Here is a 24,641-nt window from a genome sequence, read left to right on the forward strand (position 1 = left end):
GATCTATGACGTCAATTAGTCAAAAAAACTTATTGAAGCTTGCTGAAGAAAATAAGCGCAAAGGCGATATTGAAGCGGCTATTCAGAATTTAGAAGAAGCATTGCGAGGAGAACATTCTCTAGATGTAATTCTTCAACTTTGTGAGCTATATTGCGCTAATAAACAAGAAGATCAGGCATACGCTTTAATTAAAGAAGAGCCTGATCTTTTTTCAGATCAGCGAGTTTATCAAACCTATTGCAAAATTCTGCAAAAAAATCATTTTTTAATAGAAGCTTTGCAGCTGAAACATATTACGGGATTGGATTTGCCGGTTAAGGTAGAGCCGGTTTCTGAAGAAGATCAGCAACAGATTATGCAAAAATTTAAACAGAAAAAGCAGGTTAATCAGGCTGATTTTGAAAGTTTGCATAAATTAAATCTAATTAATTTTAAGGCCTTTACTCAAAGTATACTTTTAGATCCAACACCAGATTTTGCCGTACGATTGGCACTGTGTGAAGATTTAGTACGATTGGGTTTAAAGGATTCATTTAAAATTTGGGTTGTTGATAATTTAGAAGAATTTGTTCCTGCAGAGACGCTTTTATTAGAGAAGGAACCAGCATATCGAGAAATAATTACTGCAGTCGGTTCGCGCTTTGCGCATAATCCAAGTCAATTACCATTAATGATTGGAGAAACTAATTTGGTTGTTGGTAGTTTATATCCTAAAGTGAAGAAATATGTCGATGAACCAGATAGCTTTGCTAGTGATTTGGTATCTTTTTTGCAAACTAAAGAGGGCCGCAGTCACCAAAAATTGTTTAATAAGATTTATCAGCACTTACCTAAATAAAAATAAGCAAAAAAGGTTTACTTTTTTGAACTATTTAGTATAATTAGCAAAGGATATTTTCGTTAGGCAAGTTAGCTTAAGCTTTTTTACTAGGCATTTGCCGAAGAAAGTAGTACAATATTCAACAGAGAATTATCCGTTAACTTATCTCAACGGACTTCTTGCAAATTTACAGGAGGGTCATTTTAATGGCAGAAAAAGAACATTACGTTAGAACTAAGCCACACGTAAACATTGGTACTATCGGTCACGTTGACCACGGTAAGACCACTTTAACTGCGGCTATTACTACTGTTTTAGCTGAAAAGGGTTTGGCTAAGGCTGAAGATTACTCACAAATCGATGCTGCACCAGAAGAAAAGGAACGTGGTATCACTATTAACACCGCCCACGTAGAATACGAAACTGAAAATCGTCACTACGCTCACATGGACGCTCCAGGCCACGCCGACTACATCAAGAACATGATTACCGGTGCTGCACAAATGGATGGTGCTATCTTAGTTGTTGCTGCAACTGATGGTCCTATGCCACAAACTCGTGAACACATTTTGCTTGCTCGTCAAGTTGGTGTTAACTACATCGTAGTATTCTTGAACAAGTGCGATTTGGTTGACGACCCAGAATTGATCGACTTAGTTGAAATGGAAGTTCGTGACTTGTTAACTGAATACGATTACCCTGGCGACGATATTCCAGTTGTTCGTGGTTCAGCTTTGAAGGCTTTGCAAGGCGACAAGGAAGCTCAAGAACAAATCTTGAAGTTGATGGACATCGTTGATGAATACATCCCAACTCCAGAACGTCAAACTGACAAGCCATTCTTAATGCCAGTTGAAGACGTATTCACTATCACTGGTCGTGGTACTGTTGCTTCAGGTCGTATCGACCGTGGTACTGTTAAGATCGGTGACGAAGTTGAAATCGTTGGTTTGGTAGACAAGGTTCTTAAGTCAGTTGTTACTGGTTTGGAAATGTTCCACAAGACTTTGGACTTAGGTGAAGCCGGCGATAACGTTGGTGTATTGCTTCGTGGTATCGACCGTGACCAAGTTGTTCGTGGTCAAGTGTTGGCTGCTCCAGGCTCAATCCAAACCCACAAGAAGTTTAAGGGTCAAGTTTATGTTTTGAAGAAGGACGAAGGTGGTCGTCACACCCCATTCTTCTCAGACTACCGTCCACAATTCTACTTCCACACCACTGATATTACTGGTGAAATCGAATTGCCAGAAGGTACTGAAATGGTTATGCCTGGTGATAACACTGAATTCACTGTTACCTTAATTAAGCCAGCTGCCATCGAAAAGGGTACTAAGTTCACCATCCGTGAAGGTGGTCGTACCGTTGGTGCCGGTCAGGTTACTGAAATCCTTGACTAATTTCTAACGATATAGTAAAAAAAGATGCACTTCTTCACTGGAGCGCATCTTTTTTCTTTTAGATATTTGTTTTTTGTGCTAGTTTAAGGTAAGATAACTTAGTATGCAAGAAGCAAACTCAAACTTGACATTGGAGGTATTTTATTAATGTCTGTAAAATGGGAAAAAACCGGTAAGACAACCGGTGAACTTACTTTTGATATTTCACAAGATGAAATTAAATTAGGTTTAGACCAAGCATTTAGAAGAGTAAAGAAAAACTTGCGTGTTCCTGGCTTTAGAAAGGGCCACGTTTCTCGTGTAATTTTTGATCAATACTACGGTGAAGAAGCATTATATGAAGATGCTTTAAACATCGTATTACCAAATGCATATTCTGCTGCTGTTAAGGAAGCAGGTATTGCTGCAGTTGGTCAACCACAAATTACTCCTGTATCAATGGACAAGGGTAAGGACTGGACTATGAAGGCTACTGTTACTGTAGAACCAGAAGTTAAGTTAGGCGACTACAAGGGTATTGAAGTTCCTAAGCAAAATACTCGTATTTACCAAAAGGACGTTGATGCTGAACTTGACAAGCGTCGTGAACAAAACGCTGAACTTGTTCTTAAGAAGGGTAAGTCAGAAAAAGGCGATACTGTAACTATCGACTACAAGGGTACTATTGACGGTAAGGAATTTGAAGGCGGCTCAGCTGAAAACTACTCACTTGAATTAGGTTCAGGTGCATTTATCCCAGGCTTTGAAGATCAACTTATTGGTCACGAAGCAGGTGACGACGTTGATGTTGTTGTAACCTTCCCTAAGGATTACGGCGCAAAGGACTTAGCAGGTAAGGAAGCTCACTTCGCAACTAAGATCCACGAAGTTAAGTCAAAGCAACTTCCTAAGTTAGACGATGAATTTGCTAAGGACGTTGATGACTCTGTAGATACTCTTGACGAATTAAAGGACAAGATCAAGAAGGACTTGAAGGCACAAAAGGAAGAAGCTGCTAAGGACGCAATCCAAGAAGCTGCTATCGAAGGTGCTGTAAAGAACGCTACTGTTGATGAAATTCCTGACGCAATGATTCAAGAAGATGTTGATACTCAATTGAACCAATACTTGGGCAACATGCAACGTCAAGGTATCGATCCTCAAACTTACTACAAGTTGACTAACACCAACGAACAACAATTACGTTCACAATTTGCTAAGAACGCTGCTGAAAGAGTTAAGACTAACTTAGTTCTTGAAGCTATTGTTGATGCAGAAGACCTTAAGGCAACTAAGGACGAAATTGATAAGGAAATCAAGGACCTTTCTTCTGAATACAACATGGATGAAAAGACTGTACGTAACACCTTAACTGATGATATGTTAAGTCACGACATCACTGTACGTAAGGCTATGGATCTTATTACTGATAATGCTAAGCAAGTTGCTAAGGCAAAGCTTGAAGCAAAAGACTTAGATGATAATAAGGAAGACAAGTAATAAAATTTATTGCTGATTCCTCAAAAAAAGGCGGCTTTAGGCCGCTTTTTTTGATTTTTAAGCCTAATATTTATCAATCTTAGTTAAAGTATGATAATCTAATTTTTGGTAGATATAGGAGGAAAAGTTAATGGCAAATCAGTTTACAGAACAAGAAGAGATTAAATGCGCTTTTTGTGGTAAAACTCAAGACCAAGTCAAGAAAATGATTGCCGGTAACGGCGTTTATATTTGTAACGAATGTGTTGACTTGGCTAAAAAAATTATTGACGATGAATTACGAGCAGATTCTCTTAAGACAGCTCGTGAATTACCTAAACCAGTTGAAATTAAGAAGCAACTTGATCAATATGTAATTGGTCAAGATCGTGCTAAAAAAGTGTTGTCAGTTGCTGTATATAATCACTACAAGCGAATCAGTCAAATGGATGTCGATTCATCAACTGAATTACAAAAGTCTAACATTGCAATGATTGGACCTACCGGTTCAGGTAAAACTTATTTGGCACAAACTCTTGCACGAATTTTGAATGTGCCTTTTGCAATTGCCGATGCAACTACTTTAACTGAAGCGGGTTATGTTGGTGAAGACGTAGAAAACATCTTGCTAAAATTGCTTCAAAACGCAGATTACGATATTGAACGTGCTCAACGCGGTATCATTTATATCGACGAAATTGATAAGATTTCTAAGAAGTCAGAAAATGTTTCAATCACTCGTGATGTATCAGGTGAAGGTGTACAACAATCTCTTTTGAAGATTTTGGAAGGTACTATCGCATCTGTTCCACCACAGGGTGGTCGTAAGCACCCACAACAAGAAATGATTAAGATGGATACTACTAATATTCTGTTTATTGTTGGTGGTGCCTTTGACGGAATTGAACAAATCGTAAAGAATCGTCTTGGCAAGAAGACAATCGGCTTTGGTGCTGAAAACGAAGCTGATAAGGTAGATGCTGATGATTGGACTCGCCATTTGACTACAGCTGATTTGGTTAAGTTTGGTATGATTCCAGAATTTATCGGTAGAATTCCTATCATTACTACTTTGGACAAGCTTAACAGTGAAGACTTAGTAAGAGTATTGACTGAACCAAAGAACGCCTTGGTAAAGCAATATAAGAAGCTTCTTTCACTTGATGGCGTTGACCTTAAGTTTACTGATGGTGCTTTAAAGGCAATTGCTGATTTGGCTATTCAAAGAAACATGGGTGCTCGTGGTTTGAGAACAATTATTGAAAACTCAATTATGGACATTATGTATGAAACTCCAAGTGAAGAAGATATTGAATCAGTTGAAGTTACAAAAGACGTAATAACTAAACATGCTAAACCACGCGTTGTTCGTAAAAATTCAGACGACGTCGAAAGTTCTCAGGTAAGTGCCAATGATAATTAAAAGCAGCAGTTATGCAGTTAGTGCTGTAAAGGAAAGTCAATATCCTAAGGATAATTTACCTGAGATCGCGTTAGCGGGCCGCTCGAACGTAGGAAAATCTAGCTTGATTAATACCCTGCTTAAACGTAAAAACTTGGCTAGAACATCTTCACAGCCTGGTAAGACCCAAACCCTTAACTTCTATCTAGTAAATGATGAATTTTACTTAGTGGATGTTCCAGGATATGGCTATGCTAAAGTTTCCCAAAAAAGACGACAAGAATTTGGCGAAATGATCCAAGACTATTTGGAGACAAGACCTAATCTAAAAGGGTTGATCATCTTGATCGATAGTCGTCATGAACCGACTAAGGATGATATTGCGATGTATGAATATGCCCAATATCTAAATATCCCAATTCTAGTTGTCTGCACGAAAATGGACAAAATCAAGAAGAGCCAAACCAATAAAGTGATGTCAGGTTTGAAAAAGAACTTAGATCTTAATTATGATCACGTAACAGTCTTAACTTTTAGTTCAGTCACTAAATTACATGTAGCTGAATTAGGAGATTGGATTGAAGACAAGATCAATCAATAAAAGCGTTGCTCAAAAGAGCAATGCTTTTTTTGTATCATAAGACAAATATTAGAATGAATGCGGTTAAAAAGATCAATGATAAAATAAGGAGGTAAACAGAAAGTAGAGGGTTTATTGTTTTGGATGATGAAAATACACAGACGAAAAAGACACTAACCACTATGAGCCTCGTTTTGATGATCATTACGACGGTTTATGGTTTTGGTAATGTCTCTGTTTCGTACCGGCAAATGACATATGCCGGAATTATTTGGTTTATTTTAGCCGGAATTTGTTTCTTTTTCCCGGCTGGATTAATGATGGCGGAATATGGTTCTGCCTTTCATGATGCCAAAGGGGGTATTTATTCTTGGTTAGCAGGTTCAATTGGCGAAAAATGGGCCTTTATTGGGACTTTTGTTTGGCTTGCTAATTGGGTACTATGGTTGGTTTCAAGCGCATCTAGACTATGGATTTCGATTTCTGCGCTTGTTTTTGGTAAAGATACCACTCAAAGTTGGGATCTATTTGGCTTACATGGCACCCAACTGATTGGTGTTTTGGCCATTTTATTCATGATTTTGTCTACTTATCTTTCTTCAAGAGGGATGACTGGAATTAAGCTCATGTCCTCAATTGGTGGGTGGTTCATGATTGGAATGAATTTGGTCTTCATTATTTCTAGTTTAGTAGTAATTATTATGAACCACGGACAATTAGCACAACCAATCAATGGCTGGCAAAGCTTTATTGTCTCACCTAACAAGGACTTCCAAACTCCGATCACAATCATTTCCTTTGTTGTCTATGCCGTCTTTGCATATGGTGGTATGGAGACTGTCGGTGGTGTAATCGATAGTATGAAGCATCCAGAAAAGGACTTCCCAAAGGGTTTGATTATTGGTAGTTTATTTACGATTATTTCTTATGTTTTGATGATCTTTATGACTGGTTTTTCAGTCAACTATCAAAAAGATATCGTTGAAACAGGAGCCAATACCGGTAATATCACTTACGTGGTTTATGGAACCTTGGGTAAAGCGTTTGGTCATGCTTTGAATCTTGACCCTCATACTAGCTTGATGATTGGTAAAGTCTTCACTAGAGCTATTGCCTTATCGGGTTTAATGGGCATGATGGGTGCCTTCTTCGTATTGCTTTACTCACCAGTTAAATCATTTATTATGGGTTCAGACCCAAGACTCTGGCCTAAAGCTGCTACCAAATTAAACAAGCATGGTATTCCAGCTAATGCAATGTGGGCACAAACAATTTTTGTATGTTTGCTGATCGCAGTGGTTTCCTTTGGTGGTAGTGCAGCAACCAGTTTCTATCAGATTTTGACAGATATGGGGAATGTCGCAGCCACAGCACCATATATTTTCTTAATTGGTGCATTCCCATTCTTCCTTAAAAAGGATTATCCACGTAAATTTAGAGTATTTACAAACTATAAATGGACTGTAGCTTTGGTCGTCTTTGTTGAGTTTATTGTCTGCACGGGTATTCTCTTTACTGTTTTGCAGCCGGTTCTTGAACACAGATATGCTACAGCATTCTGGACTGCTTTTGGTCCAATCTTCTTTGGTTTGGTAGCTTACATTTTCTACCGCGTTTCTAAAAAGAGACATGGACTAAAAGATTTGGATTAAATTTAAGCAAAATAAAAAGCCTGCTTTTGCAGGCTTTTTTCTACGCTAAAGTGGTGATGTCATTATATTTCGGCAAACTGTCTACAAAGTGTTCGTAGGCTTGTTGCTCATTAGTCTCTGAAATTTGCACATTCTCTAAATTGTTACGATGCAAATCGTTTTCAGAAATGGTGATTTGATGAGTAAAGGTGGCGTTGCCAGTTAATTCAATCCAGTATTCATTATTATCGTAATGAACTTTAGTCTTAACCATGCCGCCAGGGTTGAAGACATCAATTTGTGAATCAGTATCAACCATTTCAGGATGAGTTAACCAAAGGGCTAATGAAGTAGCCGACATACCGGTACCACATGCATTGGTAAAACCAACGCCTCTTTCATAGGTACGAACAAACAGTTTGTTTTTGTCTAAAATTTGGGCAAAGTTAACATTAACGCCATCAGTGAAATAAGGATTTTCACTATTTAATCTTTTACCGACGATTCCCAAAATTGGGCCAGAAATTTGTTCTTGGTTAACAAAACTAATTAGGTGAGGGTTAGGTACGGCAATAGAAGTAAAGCGCAGACCAGGATAAAGTTCCGGTACAAAATTATCAATTATGCGGTCATGTCCTAAATTAGTGAAGGGCAAGGCCTCTTTGTTAAATCTGACTGGCGAGATTTCAACTGAATAAGCTGGTACGTCTTTAGCAAAGTCATTTTCTTTATGAACACGCAAGCTAGCATTCATTGTATCGACTAAGAAGTGATCTTGTTGGTATTTTTCACTCAAATAACGAGCCACAGTTCTAAGACCGTTACCACACATTGAAGCTTCGCTACCGTCTTCGTTGATAACCCGCATCTGTGCTAAAGCGCCTTTACGGACGGGTTTATTAATAGCTAAGACGCCGTCTGCACCATTTAAAATACCAATTTGAGCATTGGTGATTTTTTTAGTAAAGTCTCTTAATTCTTCGTCAGTTAGTGGCTTATCTAATTCGGTTTGGTCCAGAATAAAGAAATGATTTTGAGAGCCGTGTACTTTTAATAACTTAACCATGTTGCACCTTCTTAATTAAAAAATTGCTGATAAATAATTTTAACTGCTTCATCAGCTTTTTCTTTTTTGGTACCGATCATCATTGAGATTTGGGATGCACCTTGATTGATCATGCGTGGAGAAATTCCTTGTTCATCTAAAGAGTCTAGAATTTGACGGCTTACGCCATGCGTTTTTTTCATCCCTTCGCCGACAATCATGATGATAGCATAATCGTCAATCCATTCGAGTTGATCAGGATTGATCGTTGCTTGAATTTCGTTGCAAATTTGATCGATTAATTGATCATTTAAAAAGTCGTTGTTGAAAATAATGGTAATGTCATCAATTCCGGATGGCATGTGTTCATAAGGAACGTTGTGATTGTATAAAATTTGCAAAATGCGCAGGGTAAAACCAGCTTCCTTGTTAAGCAAATACTTGTGCAAATATAAAGCAGAGAAATGCTTTTGACTAGTTACACCAGTAATGGTGTTGTCAGGTTCAAAGTCTTTTTCAGGTACAATCATTGTTCCTGGATTTTCTGGTTCATGTGTATTTTTTACGTTGATAGGAATTTGCCCTTGAATTGCAGGAATCAAGGCCTCGTCGTGGAAGACGGAGAAGCCAGCGTAAGACAATTCACGCATTTCACGGTAGGTCATCTTTTTAATTGACTCTGGCTGGTCAACGATATTAGGATTTGCAGCGAAAATTCCGTTAACATCAGTAAAGTTTTCGTATAAATTGGCGTGAAAACCGCGAGCTAAAATTGCTCCTGTAATATCAGAACCACCACGAGAAAATGTGGCAATATGGCCTGATGGAGTAATACCGAAGAAACCGGGGAAGATAATGCGCTCATCCTTAGCAATTTTTACTTGGTCAAGATTCAAATAGCTTTCTGGATTAACCAAAGCATCATTAGGTTCACCAGTAACGATCAAACCTGCTTCAGTTGGATCAAGAAATCTACTTTTAATATTTTTATGCTGCAAAATTAGCGCGATTAAGCGGGCGTTAAGACGTTCACCGTGTGCTTTAAATGCAGCCATTAAATAGTCGGAATTAGGATAGGTTTGCTCAGGTAAAGTTACTAAAATATCTTTAATTACTTGCAACTTTTGATCGCTTAGACCAAAGTAATGTCCAATTTCTTGATAACGAGCGAAAATTTGCTTAACGATTTCAGTTGTATCTTGTTTATTTAAGACTTCGTTTGCATATTTAATTAAAAGATCGGTGACTTTGATATCGCCACTTTCTCGTTTTCCTGGTGCGGAAACTACGATAACTTGTCTTTGAGGATCACTTAAAATAATATTTAATGCTTGCTCAACACTAGAGCCACTGGCTAAAGAACTGCCTCCAAATTTTACGACTTTCATAAAATTAACTCCTTAGTAATGATTTTCAAAAATCATTAATTTGAAATAATAAAGTTAGACTAAATTTTAGTTGAATTTTAGCATTATTTTTTAATCATGCAACTAAATAGCGATAATATCAAGTGCAAAAATAACGTGAATAATAATGTAAATATAAATTAAATTAAATTTTTATAATAAAATTGTTGACTAAAATTTCATAAAACTGTAGACTACAGTTAAATCATAGAGGTGCAGCTGACAAGAGTAGCAATTATGAGTTAGGCACAATGAAGATTAATTGTGAAAGGGGAAGTTGCCGAAGCTTATTCAAGCCAAAGAATTAAGCTGGGTCGCAATCGAAGAGGTTGCGAACTGTCGCGAATTAATCGCGGAGCGCTATCGACCATTAGATTAAGCAAAAACTAATCCATTGTTTGTTTGGCGCAGACAATGGATTTTTTGATTAGCGTTTCGGCAAAATAAGAATGGAGCAGAAACATGAATCCTCAAATTTTAGCAAATCAGATCAATGAAAAAGGACATTTAACTATTGGTGGTGTCGATACGGTGGAGTTAGCTCAAAAGTATGGTACGCCACTAGTAGTGTATGATGTTGAACAGATTCGCAATCAAATCAGAGCTTTTAAAAAGGTATTTGAAAAAGAAAAAGTTGCTTACGCAGTTAGTTACGCCAGCAAAGCTTTTGCTTGTATTGCGATGTATCAAGTAGCTAATGAAGAGGGAGCATATACTGATGTCGTTTCAGCAGGAGAACTTTATACTGCATTAAAGGCTAATTTCCCTACAGAACGAATTAGTTTTCACGGCAACAATAAATCATTGTTTGAAATTGAAATGGCCGTTAAAAATCATGTAGGCAAAATTATTATCGATAACTTCCATGAGATTAAATTATTGGACAAGGTGCTTCGTGAACAAGATGCCAAAATTAATGTGATGTTGAGAATCACACCAGGCATCTCAGCTCATACGCATGAATACGATCAAACTGGTCAGGTGGATAGCAAGTTCGGCTTTGATCTTGAATCAGGCCAAGCCGATTTGGCTCTAGAACAGGTTTTAGCTAATTCTAGAATGAATATGGTTGGGATTCATGCTCATATTGGATCACAAATTTTTGAATTAAATGGCTTTGAGATGGCTGCTAAAAAATTGATGGAAGTAGCTGAAAATTGGCGTAGCCAATACGGCTATACAGCCAAGGTGATCAATGTGGGCGGCGGATTTGGCATTAAATATACCGCTGAAGATAATCCATTAAAACCTGAAGAATTCGTTCAAGCAATCGTTGAAACGATCAAAAAAGAAGCTAAGGAAGCTGCATTTCCAGTACCAGAAATTGATATTGAACCAGGTCGTTCAATAGTTGGCCCTGCTGGCTATAACTTGTACACGACAGGCAGTCGCAAGGTAGTTCCAGGTTATCGTCCATATGTCACTGTCGATGGCGGAATGGGAGACAACATTCGTCCAGCATTATATGGTGCAAAATACGAAACAGTTTTGGCCACAGATCCGAAAGCTCCACTTACTGAGCATGTCAGAATTGCTGGTAAATATTGTGAGAGCGGCGATATTTTAGCAGAGGATCAAGCACTTCCAGCTACCAAATCAGGTTCATTGTTGGCCATGCTTGATGCTGGAGCATATGGTTATTCAATGGCTTCAAACTATAATCGTAATCCTCGTCCAGCAGTTGTCTTTGTCGAAAATTGCAAGGCAAAACTAGTTATCAAAAGAGAAAGCTTAGAAGACTTAGTCCACTTAGATCAATCATATGAAGATTAATAAAAATAAATAATAGGAAGGTAAAAGCATGTCAGAATTAGACGCAAAAAGCATTATTGAATACATTGGCAATGCACCAAAGAAGACGCCGGTAAAAGTTTTTATTAAAGGCGAGATTGATCAACTTGATTTCCCTGAAGAAATTGAGAACTTTACCGAAAAAGATTTTGGTGTGATTTTTGGCGACTGGAAAGACGTTGAACCATTTTTAAAGGAAAATAAAGCCCTGATTACTGATTATCACATCGAAAATGAAGCTAGAAATTCAGCTGTTCCATTAGTTGATTTAAAGAAGTTTGATGCTCGAATTGAACCCGGTGCAATCATTCGTGATCGAGTAGCAATTGGTAAAAATGCCGTAATTATGATGGGGGCCATTATTAACATCGGTGCAGAAATCGGAGATGATACGATGATCGATATGGGTACCGTCTTAGGTGGCCGTGCCATTGTTGGTAAACATTGTCATATTGGAGCTGGTAGTGTTTTGGCTGGTGTCATCGAACCTGCTTCAGCTAAACCAGTTGTAATTGAAGATAATGTAGTTATGGGAGCCAATGCCGTAGTAATCGAAGGAGTTCATGTCGGTGAAGGTGCCGTAATTGCGGCTGGTGCTGTGGTTACTAAGGATGTTGCTCCACATACGATGGTAGCTGGTGTTCCTGCTAGAGTGATTAAGAAAGTTGACGAAAAGACCGAGAGTAAGACTGGTCTTGAGGATGATCTAAGAAAGATTTAACATGGCAGTTTTAACTGAAGATGAATTAATTAAAATAAGAAGACATTTGCATGAAATTCCTGAACTTGCCTTACAGGAAAAAGAAACTCATGCATATTTATTGGAAGTAATTCAAAATTTTAAACAAGATTATTTAACGATCAAAACACCGGAAAGCTTACCAACAGCGTTATTGGTTTTAGTCAAAGGCAAGGATCCTAAACGAACAATTGGTTATCGAACAGATATCGATGCTTTGCCAGTTACTGAAAAAACAGGTTTGCCATTTTCTTCAAAAACTCCTGGCATAATGCATGCCTGTGGTCATGATATTCATATGAGTGTAGCAATAGGGCTACTGAGCTACTTTAGTGAACAGCAACCAAAAGATAACCTGCTGTTTTTCTTCCAACCGGCTGAAGAAAGTGAAAGTGGTGGCAAGCAGGCCTATGAAAAGGGTATTTTCCAAGGGAAATTTAAACCCAATGAATTTTATGGCTTACACGATAATCCAGCCCTGCCAGCTGGGAGCATTGGCTGCCGAATGGGTACTTTGTTTGCAGGAACTACCGAGATCAACGTCGATCTTTTTGGTAAAGGCGGTCACGCTGCCTTCCCTCAAAACGCTAATGACACGGTTGTTGCGGCAGCTAGTTTGATTATGCAGATCCAAACGATTATTTCACGCAGTATTGATCCAATTCAAAGTGGCGTAATTACGTTAGGTAAAGTTGAAGCAGGTACAATTAGAAATGTGATTGCTGGTCACACGAGAATTGAAGGAACCCTGCGGGGCTTAACGCAAGAAATGATCTTAAAAATTGATCAAAGACTGCGCGACCTATGTGAAGGAATTGCTCGCAGCTACAATATGCAAGTTAAATTAGACTTAAATCAAGGAGGCTACTGGCCTGTTGAAAATGATCCAAAATTAACGCAAAACTTTATTTCTTATATGAAAGAAAATAAGGATGTTAATTACATTGAGACCGAACCCAAAATGACTGGAGAAGACTTCGGCTTCTTGCTTGCCAAGTTTCCAGGAACGATGTTTTGGCTAGGCGTGGGTGATCCTGATTCGGAACTTCATTCAGCTACGCTTAATCCGGATGAAAAGAGCATTCAGCGCGGCGTTGATACAATTAAGGGATTTTTAATTAGTAGAATGGAGAAATAAGATGGCTACATTAATTGATTCTGATTTATTAACGGCGATTGCAACGCCTTTTGACGAAAATAATGAAATTGACTTTGACGTTTTAGAAAAATTAGTCAATCGTTTAATCAATTTGGGATGCAATGGCTTTGTTGTGGGAGGAACAACTGGAGAAACTCCTACTCTTAGTCATGATGAAAAAATATCTTTGTACAAACATTTTGGTCAAATTGTTAATGGCCGTGTACCTGTTATTGCTGGTACAGGAAGCAATAACACGGAAGAAACGATTAAATTTACTAATGAAGTGGCAAAAATCGATGGCATTGATTATGCCTTAGTGGTTGTGCCACCTTACAATAAACCCAACCAACGTAGCATGATTGCTCACTTTACTGCTGTTAATGACAAGACGCAAATGCCAATCATTATTTACAACATTCCAGGCAGAACTGGCGTCAAGATGGAAAAAGAGACCATCGTTCAATTATCGCATTTGAAGAATATTAAAGGAATCAAACAATGTGCCTCTTTGGAAGAATTAGAATACATCATTGATCATAAAGATGATGATTTCCAAGTCTTTACAGGAGAAGATACTCAGGCTTTAACCGCACGTCTTCTAGGTGCTAACGGCGTTATTTCAGTTGCAAGTCACATTTATACTAAGGAAATGCGTCAAATGTACGACTCCTTATATGAAGGAAATTATCCAAAGGCCGCAAAAATTCAGCGTTGGTTAACACCAAAGATGCAAGCATTATTTATGTATCCATCACCTTCACCAGTTAAGGCTGTACTTAGTGCTCAAGGCTTTGATATGGGTGGCTGCCGCTTGCCACTAGTAAGTTTAAATGATGATGAAAAAACAAGTTTGGCAAAGCATTTAGGCTTAGCTGATAATGCTTTAATGCAAAAGTTACCACTTGATTTAGGAAAGGAACTAGAAGATGACTAAAAAAGTATTAGTTGCTGGTTTTACTGGTGCGATGGGACAAAAAGCCGTCAATTTGGTGAATAGCTTAGATAACTTTGAATTAGTTGCGGGGATGTCACCCACAGCTACAAACGATCCGCAAAAATACAATTTACCAGCAGGGGCTAAAATTTATCAAAGTTTAGCTGAAATTCCTGATCTAGCAGCAGATATTTGGATTGATTTTACTACGCCTAAAGCCGTATATGACAATGTTAAATTTGCTTTAGAGCATCATATTTCTCCAGTAGTTGGTACAACTGGAATGAGCGATGAGCAAGAAGCAGAATTAATTAAAATTTCGCAAAAAGAAAAAGTAGGTGGCCTGATTGCACCAAACTTCGGCATGTCAGCCGTACTTTTAATGAAATTTGCTAAAGAAGCGGCTAAATATTTCCCTGATGCTGAAATTATTGAAATGCACCATGCAGATAAAAAGGATGCTCCATCAGGAACTGCTTTAGCTACTGCCAAGATGATTGCCCAAAACAGACCAGAACATGAAACGGCACCAGATGAAGTAGAAACTTTAGAAAATGTCCGTGGTGGAGATTATCAAGGGATTAAGATTCACTCAGTTCGTTTGCCGGGCTATATTGCACATGAACAAGTTTTGTTTGGTGGACCTGGTGAAGCCTTGACTATCAGACAAGATTCTTTTGACCGTGAAAGTTTTATGGGCGGCGTTAAAGTAGCCTTAGAAAAAGTTGATCAACTCGATGAGTTGGTAGTTGGACTAGAAAACATTTTATAAAAGGAGAAACCTATGCCAGAATTAGCTAATGATTTAGGATTAAGCAAAAAGATTGCTAACGTAAAAGCTTCAGGAATTAGAATCTTCGACAATAAAGTTTCAACTATTCCTGGCATTATCAAGTTGACCTTAGGTGAACCGGATATGAATACTCCAGAGCATGTCAAACAGGCAGCGATCAAGAGTATTGCAGATAACGATTCTCACTATGCTCCACAAAAAGGAAAGCTTGAATTAAGAAAAGCCATCAGTAAATATTTGAAAAAAGCAACTGGCATTGATTATGATCCAGAAACAGAAATCGTAGTAACAGTTGGAGCAACGGAAGCGATTAATGCCACTTTATATGCGATTACCAATCCAGGTGATAAGATTGCTATTCCTACGCCGGTTTTCTCATTGTATTGGCCTGTAGCTACGCTGGCTGATGCCGATTATATTTTGATGAATACGGCAAAGGATGGTTTTAAGTTAACGCCACAAAAATTAAAGGAAACGATTAAAGAAAATCCGACAATTAAAGCTGTGATTTTGAATTATCCAACCAACCCAACTGGAGTTGAATATAGCGAAGATGAAATCAGAGCTTTAGCTAAGGTAATTGAAGAAAATCATTTGTATGTTATTACAGATGAAATTTACAGTACTTTGACTTACGGTGTAAAACACTTTTCAATTGCCAGCTTAATTCCAGAAAGAGCAATTTATATCTCTGGTTTATCTAAATCACATGCGATGACTGGTTATCGTTTAGGCTATGTTGCCGGACCTGCAAAAATTATGGCAGAAATTGGTAAAGTTCATGGTCTTATGGTCACGACTACGACGGATTCATCACAAGCTGCCGCAATTGAAGCACTTGAGCATGGGTTAGATGATCCAGAACAATATCGTGTGGTTTATCAAAAACGACGCGATTATGTTTTAAAGAAATTAGCCGAGATGGGGATGCAAGCAGTTAAACCTGATGGTGCTTTCTACATCTTTGCTAAAATTCCCGCTAAATATGGTCAAGATGATATGCAATTTGCGTTGGATCTAGCTTTTAAAGAAAAGGTAGGCATCACTCCAGGCAGCGCATTTGGCCCTGGTGGTGAAGGCTATGTCAGATTATCTTATGCATCAAGTGATGAAAACTTGCATGAAGCAATGAAGCGAATGAAGAAATTTTTACAAGAGGACGAATAATGGTTAAGGAATATAATGTTGCAATTTTAGGTGCTACTGGTGCTGTTGGTAGAAGAATGATTGATCAATTAGCTAAGTCAACCATTCCAGTAAAAAGCGTCAAGTTATTAGCTTCTAGTCGTTCAGCAGGTACTGTTTTAAAATTTAGAAATCAAGATTTAACCGTTGAAGAAACTACGCCTGATTCTTTTGATGGTATCGATTTAGTTTTATCTTCAGCAGGTGGCTCCGTTTCTAAGAAGTTTTTACCAGAAGCTGTTAAAAGAGGTGCAGTTTGTGTCGACAATACTAGTGCCTTCAGAATGGAAGAAGACGTGCCATTAGTTGTGCCAGAAGTTAACCCTGAGGCATTGAAGACTCATCATGGCATTATTGCCAATCCAAACTGTTCTACAATTCAAATGGTGATGGCTCTTGAACCAATCAGAAGAAAATTTGGTTTAAAGCAAATTATTGTTTCAACTTATCAAGCTGCTTCTGGTGCTGGTCAAGCTGCCATTAATGAATTAAAGAAGGAAGCGCAAGATTACTTAGATGGCAAGGATATGCAAAAAGACGCCCAAATTTTACCAACTAAGGGTGACAAGAAGCATTATCCATTGGCATTTAACTTATTGCCACAAATCGATGTCTTAGAAGACAGTGGCTATTCACATGAAGAGTGGAAGATGATTCACGAAACTAAGAAAATTATGTTAGGCGATATGAATGCTAAGGACATCAAGGTAACCGCCACTTGTGTTAGAGTTCCTGTGCCAATTGCCCACGGCGAAAGTGTTTACTTCACTGTTGAAGATGAAAGTGCTACTGCGCAAGATATCATGGATGCTGTCGCAAACTTCCCAGGTGTGGTTTTACAAGATGATATTAAGCATCAAATTTACCCACAACCAATTAACGCAGAAGGCAAGCGCGAGACTTTTGTAGGTCGTATTCGTCCAGATTATGAAAACAAAGGCGCATTTAACATGTGGGTCGTAGCAGATAACCTGCTTAAGGGTGCTGCTTGGAATACCGTTGAAAATGCGGAATACTTGGTTAAGATGAACTTGATTTAATTGAAAATATGAAAAAAGCACTTAGGTGCTTTTTTTCTTTGTGGTAAAATAGTCCAGGATTTAAGACAAAGAGGGTACTTTATTTTGAAACATAAGAAACAATTCTGGTTATTTTTAACCGCATTAGTCATTGTCTTTTGCGGTTTATTTAATACACAATCGATAAAGGCGGCTTATAGTAATAAGCAATTGCGTAGCTATGCCCAGAAAACAATGAGGAAAAACCATTTACGTGGTTCAATCGTTATCGTAAAAAATGGTCATCGTCAGACTGTTAATATAGGGTACGGCTATTATAAGCGTCATCTAAAAAATGGCAGCAGCAAGTTGGTTTATCCAGTTGGCTCACTACAAAAAATGGTTACAGCGGCCATGATTACACAACTTATTTATAAAGGTAAGTTTTCACAGAACACCAAGATTTCTCGTTGGTATCCATTATTAAAAAATTCTTCTAAGATTACAGTAGGTCAATTAATGACCCATACTTCAGGCATTAATGTGAGTGGTACAGAATCAAGTTACGGCGTCAGATTCTCTGAAAGTGGCGCAATTAATTGGACCGTTGCCAGAGCAAATTTGTCAGGTAATACTGGATTAAATAGTTTTAACTATAATAATGCTAATTATGTTTTATTAGCGGGAATTATTCGTAATGTTACTGGTAAATCATATGCGGCTAACCTAAAGAGCAGAATCATTAAGCCATTGCACTTATGCCATACTTATATTTATAAGAGCATTCCACGTTCAAAGACTGATGCCATTTCATATTTGTATCGCAATGGTAAAAACTATCGTAGTGCAGCCTACGCAAATGCCAATGTAGTGTCTCAGCTTCCTGGTGCTGGCAATATGTTCTCTACTGCAGGCGATTATTACAAGATTCAACAAGGGATGTATAACGGCAAGATCTTATCAGCTAACCAATTTAGTTACATGGCACATTTAGACTCTAAGGTAAATACCTATTCAGGTGGTTTTTATCTTAAGAAGGGTGGCACCTTAAAATTGGCATATGGTAACTTTGGCGATACGCACTTTGTTAACTGGATGCAATTGACCAAGGACAATAAGAACGGGATTGTGATGTTCTTGAATCAACCATATGGCAGCAAGAATCATATTAAGAGTGTTGGCTATGGTATTTTAAAGCACATCAAGTCTGGTACTTTTATTAAAAGATAGCACTCAAAAAAACTCAGTTCATTTGAACTGAGCTCTTTTTGATTATTTCTTAAATTGATTCTTTACATATTCTGCGTAAAGTGGAGTAGATTTGATTAATTCTTCATGCTTTCCTGATCCAGAGACGGTGCCATGGTCGATGAAATAGATCGTATCAGCATCAACGATTGTACTTAAACGGTGGGCGATAACTAAAGTGGTTCTGTCTTTCATCAGACTACTTAAGGCCTTTTGCACCATTGCTTCGGATTCTGAGTCAAGGCTGGCGGTTGCCTCATCAAGCATTAAGATCTTGGGATTGCGCAAGAAGGCACGGGCGATTGCAATTCGCTGTCTTTGACCGCCAGAAAGCTTAATTCCGCGTTCACCAATTTGAGTGTCTAATTGATCATCCATTTCTTGAACAAAGTTTTTGGCATAGGCCATATCAAGTGCCTGCCATAATTCATCGTCGCTAACTTCACGTTCTAACCCGTAAAGCAAGTTTTCACGAATAGTACCCGGCATGACAGCGGAATTTTGACCAACTAATCCAATTTGTTTACGTCAATTTTCCAAACTGATTTCATCAATATTTTCTCCGCCAATCGTAATCTCACCAGCAGTTGGTTTGTAAAAACGTTCAATTAATGAAAAAATAGTAGATTTGCCGCCTCCTGAAGGGCCGGCAAAGGCAACGACCGTGTTAGGTTTGGCTTGAACATTGATATCATGCAGGATTGGCTTGCCATCTTTGTAGGAAAAATCGACGTGTTCGAATTTAAGTTCTTTGTTGGTGATATCTACATTTTGCTCATCTTGAGCAATTTCTTCAGTTCATTGAGCATTTAATTGATCCGCTGAGTTAAACCACTTGTCTTAGATAATTCGTTGAAGAATTGGCTGATGATAATTACTGGACTAATGATTTGGAAGAGGTTCATTAAAAATGAAACTAAAGTGCCCATCGTAAGTGAGCCATTCATTACTCGGATTGCACCGTAGCCGAGAATTCCCAAGAATAAAAGCATCATCATATTAATAATTGGCTGGGTTAAAGAATTAATGAATGCTTCTTTGACACCAATACCGTAGAGGCTAGAAATCCGATTGCTTCCAACGTTTAACTCTTTTGGTTCACCTTTGGAAGACTTAACTAATCTAATTTCGCTTAAAACACTGGTAGAATCGCTTGAAAAGTTGGCTAGTTCGTCCTGGCGCTTACGGCCGATTTTACGTGATTGTTGCATGATTGGGAGTAGAGCCACAACTACCAGTGGAACGGCGATAAACGTGAACTAATTTCACCTGTCTTGGTATTGTCAAAGTATTTTATCGGCAAATGAAGCAGTTTTTGCCAGAGCGTTTTTCTCAACTTAGCAACTACATCTTCACCAAAAATGCCGAGGATTAAACCGTAAAGAGCGCCGACGATTAGGCCACCGATAAATATGATGGCAGTAATGGCCACCAGATTGGTGCTGATGTGTTTAAAATTATTTGCGCAAGCTGTGGTACAAAAAGGCTGGCTCCAGTTGAAATAAAACCAAGAATGATTCCCACAACAAGTTGCCAATATTTAGGATAAATTTGGTTGATCAGACTGAAGAAGTCTTTAAAGCTAAAATTATTTTGTTTTCTATCCATAAAAAACTCCTAGTCAAATGGGTGATGGAATAGACCATCAAATGGCATTTCACGACTGTGACGCATCATTTTTTGGAAATTTTCACTGCCTATTTTGTTACGCATGTTGAGCATCTGCTCGTGAAATTCGTCAAAACGTGCTTCATCTTCGGGACTAGCAATAGTTTTAATTTGTTGATCACAGGCTTTACACAGGCGATCGATGTAACTTGTGAATTGCTTTAATTCCTCATCAAAAAATTCATCAAGTACATCTAAACAATCATGTTGTACGGACTTTATTTCATTACCTTTTTCAGTAAGACTAATTAGCATGACGTGCCGATCTTTAGGGGATGGGGTACGTACAATGTAGCCTTCTTTTTCTAGCTTTTGCAACGTTTCATTTAAAGATTGCTGTCTGATACCTAAAATATAACTTAAATCCTTAGCTGTTATCTTGGATTTGAGTCTAAGCATCGCCGAATCCTCCAATATCACACGGCAGAAGAACTCTTCAAGCAATATATCTCTTCATAACCTAACTGTTGCACTTAAATTGACAATTCAGGCTAAAAAGACAAATAAAACTGTGGCCTCTTTCTTAGCCTTACTTATAGGATTTATCTGGGCCTTAGCTTTAGCTAGTTTAGTAGGAGTTATTTATAATATTTGATCAATAAAAAAGAAGAGTTATTAAACTCTTCTTTTTGTCTATCTATGACTTTTTGGCATCTTAGGCCGCTGGCTGAATAACTCACCAATCAGCTTAAAGAAGCCATATACAATTAACAAAATACCAATGGCAATGATTGACTTGCGATCGAATGCTCTTGGATTTACAATGACGACAATCCCTAAAGCAAAGGCAATGATCGCTTCGATGCCTACTATGATTTTACGAAATACTCCAGGTATCCGCCGCAAAATGATACTTCTGAGTCGAACGTAGGAGTAGATGATCAAAAATAGTCCTAAGAAATAGTGTGCTAAAAAGATTAAAAGGCGATTATTCGAAATCAATGCCGTTGAAAGCGCAAATACAACTAAGTAAGAGATAATAAAGAAATTCTTCTGTCTATCTTTTAACTGAGACTTAGCAGTATTCAATATCTGATGCACGCTGAAGCCAATACCAGTGAAGGCAACCAGCGCACCAAATGCTCGTACAGCGTATTGTGGCAAAGTCAAACTGATAATACCAAGGATAACTAAGATCCAACCAACAATAGTATCAGTAGAAAAGAGCGTCTTAATAATTTGTCGACTCTTAATTGTTTGCCAAATCGATGAAAATAGTGATCCAAATACGAATCTGGTTCGTCTAGATGAGTCAGTTAAGGAAATCAAAATCGCACCGAATCCACCGAAGCCGTTGTTGGCCAATTCATTGATTTTAGTAGCGCCACCGGCACCTAAAGCTGAGAAAAGATCGTTAGTCAATGATTCACGCTCTTTTAAGGTGGCATTACCAATCCATTGATTGATTAATTGGTTATAGACGCGTGACTGAGGATTACGGTGTCTTTTGGTATCAAAATTAGAACCAATAATCTGCCAGCTGTAGGCATCATGTTGACTCAGGTTCTTTCTCGTACTATTAACGATTGTAGGATTGATACCTTCTGGTTCAAACAAACGACCAATAACGCTGAATTCTGGCACAAACCGACGCAAAGTATTTTGCAGATATTTTCTTGGCAATTGTGCACCAACTTCTTCGGCGATACCAGGTGAGTCAAAAGTATAAATGCGTTTGATACGCTTGCGCAATTTTGGTTCCATATTAATCGCTGCGTATTCGGCTAAGTTACCACCTTTAGAGTGACCACCTAAATAATAGTCTTCGTTGTCTGCGTTCAGAATCCTTTCAAGCAGTTTGACGGCTTGTCTTTGGGCAATCGTAACCTTGAAACTAATTTCAAAGTCTTCCTTCCAGCCAATTAATGAATCATCGGTACCACGGAAGGCAATGAAGTTTGTGCCGTCAGTTAATGCAATCTTAATGGCACTAAACTGTGTGTGTTCGGTTAAGGTGCTGACAAAATACGATAATTCTGCGTCTTTGAATCTGTCGGCTTTAGCCATTAATTTAAATAGATCTTGGTATTGCTTAGCGTCAGTCCGTTCATGATCTGCGGTAAAATAGATTTTAGCGGCTTTTTCAAGTGTAATTGTTTTACTGCCACTATCAACAATATCTGGTAATTCTAGATATGAAAAAATAGATAAGACGAGGGCGTCGATGTCATTAAAAGGTGATGTGCTAAAATCAACGTCGCCCCGCCATTTTAGGTATGTAAGAATATTATTGTCTGGATACATTTCTACCATCTTCAATTGAATAAAATAACTCCTATATCAATTTTAACTTAACTGTTTAAAGATAGTGTATAAAAAAGACCTTTTGGCATAAATTTCAAAAGATCTTAAAAAAGTATAATAACATTTGTAATTATTTAAGCTATAATAAAACAGGTAGAAGGGGATTCTTACTACCTGTAAATGGGTCATAATAAGGACTTATAAAACATTTTGACCCACAAGCTAGTATATCAATTATATTCGAATAATGATATGCCTAATTGTAACTTTTTCTTTTATATCCTTTAAAAAAGAGGATAAAAAATATGTTAAAAAATGGAATATATTCTGCACAAGCTCGAGGAATGGCAGGCTTTGTGACAGCTAAATTAGAAATAAGTAATAATAAAATAACTTTTGTCAATCTTGATCTATCTACTAAGACTCCACAATATGGTCAAAAAGCTAAAGGTAAGATAGAAAATGAAATATTGGCTAAGCAGTCGACTAACATTGATGCGGTTGCCGGAGCTACATTTACTTCCAATGGGGTTAAGGAAGCAGTAAAAGATGCTCTGAAAAAGGCAGAAAAATAACAATATTCTATTTTTAGATAGAATAAGTAGTGGTAAAATGAGTCTGTAATTTTTTTGTTACTATATTTGGAGGAAAAATGAAAAAGACATTTAAGGGTGTTATCATCACTAGGCTCATCATCAAATTACATTTATGTTTTAGCTAATGACAATAACTACAGTAATGGGCCTCGTTCAATAGAAGAGAAATTGAAGGTATGTCAGTTACTGGTTCTAGCCTCTACGTTCAATTTACACAACGTGCTGAATTAACTCAAGGTCGTATTTAATAAAATAGATTAATAAATAAAAAATACAGAGAATGTATCAATTTACATTCCCTGTATTTTTTTGCTTGGTAGTTTACTTAGTTCTTTCAAGAATTTCGTCCATTCTCTTAAAGAACAAATCTTTATTAGCTTTAGTAACCAAAGTTACTTCGCGTCCATTTGGATCACGTACAAAACTACCAGCACTAAGCCCGTCGGTAATTACCTTGGCATGAGCTGTTTCTGTTTCAACAACTTCAGGATAAAGCGCACTAATAGTAGTTAAAACATCCCATAAGTATAATTCAGCTGATGGAAGAGAAACGATCATACTGTATCCTTGACCAACTAAATCCATTGCAGGATATTTACGTAAGCTTGCCCAGTGTTGTCTTAGTTCATCATTCAATGGTACTTCTTCGGTACTCTCTAAACCTACCATTTGAATCTTAATGTTTGAATCAAAGACACGTTTAACAGCGTATGGATCCCAGAAAGCATTCCATTCTTGACTGCCATCGGCGTTGACTACTGCAACGTTGCCGTGACCATTGAGTGAACCGCCCATCCAGTAAAGCATCTTGATGTTTTTCTCAATCTCAGGATCAGCATCAAGAGCGCGGGCAAGGTCAGTTAAAGGACCAGTCATAACTAAGGTAACTGGTTCTTGGGCATGCTTAATTTTTTCTACCATATCAAGGTGAGCAGGCAATTCAGCTTGCTTGGTATCAATGTGTCCTTTTTCGTTCAACATTGGCAAATAATTGAATGAGTAAGTAGCCATTCTCCATTCGTGTGGGAATTGGTTAACTGCTCTAGAATTTGAACGAGCTACAGCAAGTTGATCACCACGTAAATTGAATAAATCAGTCATTTTACGGCAGGCTTCAACTGAAGGATCAATATAGCCATCAGCATCGATGGCCCCAACGCCAAGTAGTTTGATGTTAGGAGCTTGCAAGAGTAATAAATAAGATACTAAATCATCGATGTTGCCATCGTGATTAAAATAAATGTTTTCCATAAATCTTACCTTTCTAACTATATATCTTTATTTTAGCAAGAGATCAGAGAAAATGATCATCCAAATAATTCTTTTTTCGATAGTAACTAGGCATAATATGATATTGCTTTTTAAACTTGGTATAAAAAGAGTTTAAATTATGAATACCAACTAGGTCGCAAATTTCCGCAATGGAGTAGTCACTAGAGGTCAATAAATATTTGGCTTGTTCCAATCTTTTTCTGGTTCTTAGTTCGATAAAAGTTTGCCCAGATATTTTCTTAATCAAACTGCAAACTTGATTTTTACTATTGTAAGCATTTTTACAAAGTGT

General features: G+C 37.8%; 20 protein-coding genes, 3 pseudogenes and 1 riboswitch. Of the genes and pseudogenes, 16 read left to right on the forward strand and 7 right to left on the reverse strand.

The features are described from left to right. Positions 1–5: 5 nt before the first annotated feature. The 6 genes from BN1206_RS03830 (at position 6) to yjeM (ending at position 7,310) form a co-directional block, all read left to right on the forward strand. Entirely contained in the window at positions 6–839 is an 834-nt protein-coding gene (locus BN1206_RS03830; RefSeq protein ID WP_052542933.1) for a tetratricopeptide repeat protein, read from the forward strand. Positions 840–1,027: 188 nt separating this feature from the next. Beyond that, positions 1,028–2,218: an elongation factor Tu gene (gene tuf / locus BN1206_RS03835; RefSeq protein ID WP_014565740.1), complete on the forward strand. Its 1,191-nt coding sequence runs from the start codon at positions 1,028–1,030 to the stop codon at positions 2,216–2,218. Between the two features lie 147 nt (positions 2,219–2,365). After that, a complete protein-coding gene (gene tig / locus BN1206_RS03840; RefSeq protein WP_014565741.1) occupies positions 2,366–3,697 on the forward strand; it encodes a trigger factor in 1,332 nt (443 codons plus the stop codon). Between the two features lie 130 nt (positions 3,698–3,827). Continuing rightward, entirely contained in the window at positions 3,828–5,099 is a 1,272-nt protein-coding gene (gene clpX, locus BN1206_RS03845; RefSeq protein ID WP_014565742.1) for an ATP-dependent Clp protease ATP-binding subunit ClpX, read from the forward strand. Then, entirely contained in the window at positions 5,089–5,679 is a 591-nt protein-coding gene (yihA, locus tag BN1206_RS03850; protein WP_013437667.1) for a ribosome biogenesis GTP-binding protein YihA/YsxC, read from the forward strand. Before clpX ends, yihA begins: the two co-directional genes overlap by 11 nt. 119 nt (positions 5,680–5,798) lie before the next feature. Next, positions 5,799–7,310 (forward strand): glutamate/gamma-aminobutyrate family transporter YjeM, encoded by a 1,512-nt coding sequence (gene yjeM, locus BN1206_RS03855; protein ID WP_013437668.1) that lies wholly within the window; start codon positions 5,799–5,801, stop codon positions 7,308–7,310. Between the two features lie 40 nt (positions 7,311–7,350). On the opposite strand, the gene dapF is transcribed toward yjeM, so the two are convergent. Beyond that, positions 7,351–8,355 carry a diaminopimelate epimerase gene (gene dapF, locus BN1206_RS03860; RefSeq protein ID WP_013641758.1) on the reverse strand — a complete coding sequence of 335 codons (1,005 nt, stop codon included), beginning with the start codon at positions 8,353–8,355 and terminating at the stop codon, positions 7,351–7,353. Positions 8,356–8,366: 11 nt separating this feature from the next. Then, a complete protein-coding gene (locus BN1206_RS03865) occupies positions 8,367–9,722 on the reverse strand; it encodes an aspartate kinase (protein ID WP_013641759.1) in 1,356 nt (451 codons plus the stop codon). 218 nt (positions 9,723–9,940) lie between these two features. Beyond that, a riboswitch (Lysine riboswitch) is annotated at positions 9,941–10,111 on the forward strand. A 91-nt stretch (positions 10,112–10,202) separates the two neighbouring features. On the opposite strand from BN1206_RS03865, the gene lysA reads away from it, so the two are divergent. From lysA to BN1206_RS03905, 8 genes are all read left to right on the forward strand, one after another. Continuing rightward, entirely contained in the window at positions 10,203–11,513 is a 1,311-nt protein-coding gene (gene lysA / locus BN1206_RS03870; protein WP_052542934.1) for a diaminopimelate decarboxylase, read from the forward strand. Between the two features lie 28 nt (positions 11,514–11,541). Next, positions 11,542–12,252 (forward strand): 2,3,4,5-tetrahydropyridine-2,6-dicarboxylate N-acetyltransferase, encoded by a 711-nt coding sequence (gene dapD / locus BN1206_RS03875; protein WP_013641760.1) that lies wholly within the window; start codon positions 11,542–11,544, stop codon positions 12,250–12,252. 1 nt (position 12,253) lies between these two features. After that, positions 12,254–13,408 (forward strand): N-acetyldiaminopimelate deacetylase, encoded by a 1,155-nt coding sequence (locus BN1206_RS03880; protein WP_022087727.1) that lies wholly within the window; start codon positions 12,254–12,256, stop codon positions 13,406–13,408. Position 13,409: 1 nt separating this feature from the next. Beyond that, positions 13,410–14,345: a 4-hydroxy-tetrahydrodipicolinate synthase gene (gene dapA, locus BN1206_RS03885; protein ID WP_014565747.1), complete on the forward strand. Its 936-nt coding sequence runs from the start codon at positions 13,410–13,412 to the stop codon at positions 14,343–14,345. Next, a complete protein-coding gene (dapB, locus tag BN1206_RS03890; RefSeq protein WP_014565748.1) occupies positions 14,338–15,117 on the forward strand; it encodes a 4-hydroxy-tetrahydrodipicolinate reductase in 780 nt (259 codons plus the stop codon). The genes dapA and dapB overlap by 8 nt, the downstream gene beginning before the upstream one ends. 12 nt (positions 15,118–15,129) lie before the next feature. After that, on the forward strand, positions 15,130–16,305 hold the full coding sequence (locus BN1206_RS03895) for an aminotransferase class I/II-fold pyridoxal phosphate-dependent enzyme (protein ID WP_014565749.1): 1,176 nt from the start codon (positions 15,130–15,132) through the stop codon (positions 16,303–16,305). Then, entirely contained in the window at positions 16,305–17,363 is a 1,059-nt protein-coding gene (locus BN1206_RS03900; protein WP_013641764.1) for an aspartate-semialdehyde dehydrogenase, read from the forward strand. Before BN1206_RS03895 ends, BN1206_RS03900 begins: the two co-directional genes overlap by 1 nt. Positions 17,364–17,492: 129 nt before the next feature. Then, the gene (locus BN1206_RS03905; RefSeq protein WP_369792931.1) at positions 17,493–18,551 is read left to right on the forward strand and encodes a serine hydrolase domain-containing protein; all 1,059 of its coding nucleotides are present in this window, start codon (positions 17,493–17,495) and stop codon (positions 18,549–18,551) included. Positions 18,552–18,593: 42 nt separating this feature from the next. On the opposite strand, the pseudogene BN1206_RS03910 reads toward BN1206_RS03905, so the two are convergent. Next, positions 18,594–20,177: pseudogene (locus tag BN1206_RS03910) on the reverse strand (ABC transporter ATP-binding protein). A 9-nt stretch (positions 20,178–20,186) separates the two neighbouring features. After that, positions 20,187–20,636, reverse strand: coding sequence for a MarR family winged helix-turn-helix transcriptional regulator (locus BN1206_RS10005; RefSeq protein WP_014565750.1), 450 nt, complete (start codon positions 20,634–20,636; stop codon positions 20,187–20,189). Here BN1206_RS10005 and BN1206_RS10310 point away from each other — a divergent pair. After that, positions 20,631–20,696, forward strand: a pseudogene (locus tag BN1206_RS10310) (integrase); the annotation flags it as partial. The gene BN1206_RS10005 and the pseudogene BN1206_RS10310 overlap by 6 nt on opposite strands. A gap of 174 nt (positions 20,697–20,870) precedes the next feature. Here the strand turns inward: BN1206_RS10310 and BN1206_RS03920 are convergent. After that, positions 20,871–22,481, reverse strand: a complete 1,611-nt coding sequence (locus BN1206_RS03920; protein WP_052542936.1) for an Mbeg1-like protein — start codon at positions 22,479–22,481, stop codon at positions 20,871–20,873. 305 nt (positions 22,482–22,786) lie between these two features. On the opposite strand from BN1206_RS03920, the gene BN1206_RS03925 reads away from it, so the two are divergent. Continuing rightward, positions 22,787–23,056: an FMN-binding protein gene (locus BN1206_RS03925; protein WP_022087735.1), complete on the forward strand. Its 270-nt coding sequence runs from the start codon at positions 22,787–22,789 to the stop codon at positions 23,054–23,056. Between the two features lie 342 nt (positions 23,057–23,398). On the opposite strand, the gene BN1206_RS03930 is transcribed toward BN1206_RS03925, so the two are convergent. Both BN1206_RS03930 and BN1206_RS09425 read right to left on the reverse strand, forming a co-directional pair. Continuing rightward, a complete protein-coding gene (locus BN1206_RS03930) occupies positions 23,399–24,328 on the reverse strand; it encodes a nucleoside hydrolase (protein WP_022087736.1) in 930 nt (309 codons plus the stop codon). A 43-nt stretch (positions 24,329–24,371) separates the two neighbouring features. Then, positions 24,372–24,623: pseudogene (locus tag BN1206_RS09425) on the reverse strand (helix-turn-helix domain-containing protein); the annotation flags it as partial. Positions 24,624–24,641 lie beyond the last annotated feature (18 nt).

The organism is Lactobacillus sp. OTU4228, from assembly GCF_001006945.1.
Lineage (GTDB): Bacteria > Bacillota > Bacilli > Lactobacillales > Lactobacillaceae > Lactobacillus > Lactobacillus amylovorus.

Coding starts and splice junctions, on each gene's coding strand:
- BN1206_RS03830 (WP_052542933.1), top strand. CDS start 6: ATGACGTCAATTAGTCAAAAAAACTTATTGAAGCTTGCTGAAGAAAAT.
- tuf (WP_014565740.1), top strand. CDS start 1,028: ATGGCAGAAAAAGAACATTACGTTAGAACTAAGCCACACGTAAACATT.
- tig (WP_014565741.1), top strand. CDS start 2,366: ATGTCTGTAAAATGGGAAAAAACCGGTAAGACAACCGGTGAACTTACT.
- clpX (WP_014565742.1), top strand. CDS start 3,828: ATGGCAAATCAGTTTACAGAACAAGAAGAGATTAAATGCGCTTTTTGT.
- yihA (WP_013437667.1), top strand. CDS start 5,089: ATGATAATTAAAAGCAGCAGTTATGCAGTTAGTGCTGTAAAGGAAAGT.
- dapF (WP_013641758.1), bottom strand. CDS start 8,355: ATGGTTAAGTTATTAAAAGTACACGGCTCTCAAAATCATTTCTTTATT.
- BN1206_RS03865 (WP_013641759.1), bottom strand. CDS start 9,722: ATGAAAGTCGTAAAATTTGGAGGCAGTTCTTTAGCCAGTGGCTCTAGT.
- lysA (WP_052542934.1), top strand. CDS start 10,203: ATGAATCCTCAAATTTTAGCAAATCAGATCAATGAAAAAGGACATTTA.
- dapD (WP_013641760.1), top strand. CDS start 11,542: ATGTCAGAATTAGACGCAAAAAGCATTATTGAATACATTGGCAATGCA.
- BN1206_RS03880 (WP_022087727.1), top strand. CDS start 12,254: ATGGCAGTTTTAACTGAAGATGAATTAATTAAAATAAGAAGACATTTG.
- dapA (WP_014565747.1), top strand. CDS start 13,410: ATGGCTACATTAATTGATTCTGATTTATTAACGGCGATTGCAACGCCT.
- dapB (WP_014565748.1), top strand. CDS start 14,338: ATGACTAAAAAAGTATTAGTTGCTGGTTTTACTGGTGCGATGGGACAA.
- BN1206_RS03895 (WP_014565749.1), top strand. CDS start 15,130: ATGCCAGAATTAGCTAATGATTTAGGATTAAGCAAAAAGATTGCTAAC.
- BN1206_RS03900 (WP_013641764.1), top strand. CDS start 16,305: ATGGTTAAGGAATATAATGTTGCAATTTTAGGTGCTACTGGTGCTGTT.
- BN1206_RS10005 (WP_014565750.1), bottom strand. CDS start 20,636: ATGCTTAGACTCAAATCCAAGATAACAGCTAAGGATTTAAGTTATATT.
- BN1206_RS03920 (WP_052542936.1), bottom strand. CDS start 22,481: ATGTATCCAGACAATAATATTCTTACATACCTAAAATGGCGGGGCGAC.
- BN1206_RS03925 (WP_022087735.1), top strand. CDS start 22,787: ATGTTAAAAAATGGAATATATTCTGCACAAGCTCGAGGAATGGCAGGC.
- BN1206_RS03930 (WP_022087736.1), bottom strand. CDS start 24,328: ATGGAAAACATTTATTTTAATCACGATGGCAACATCGATGATTTAGTA.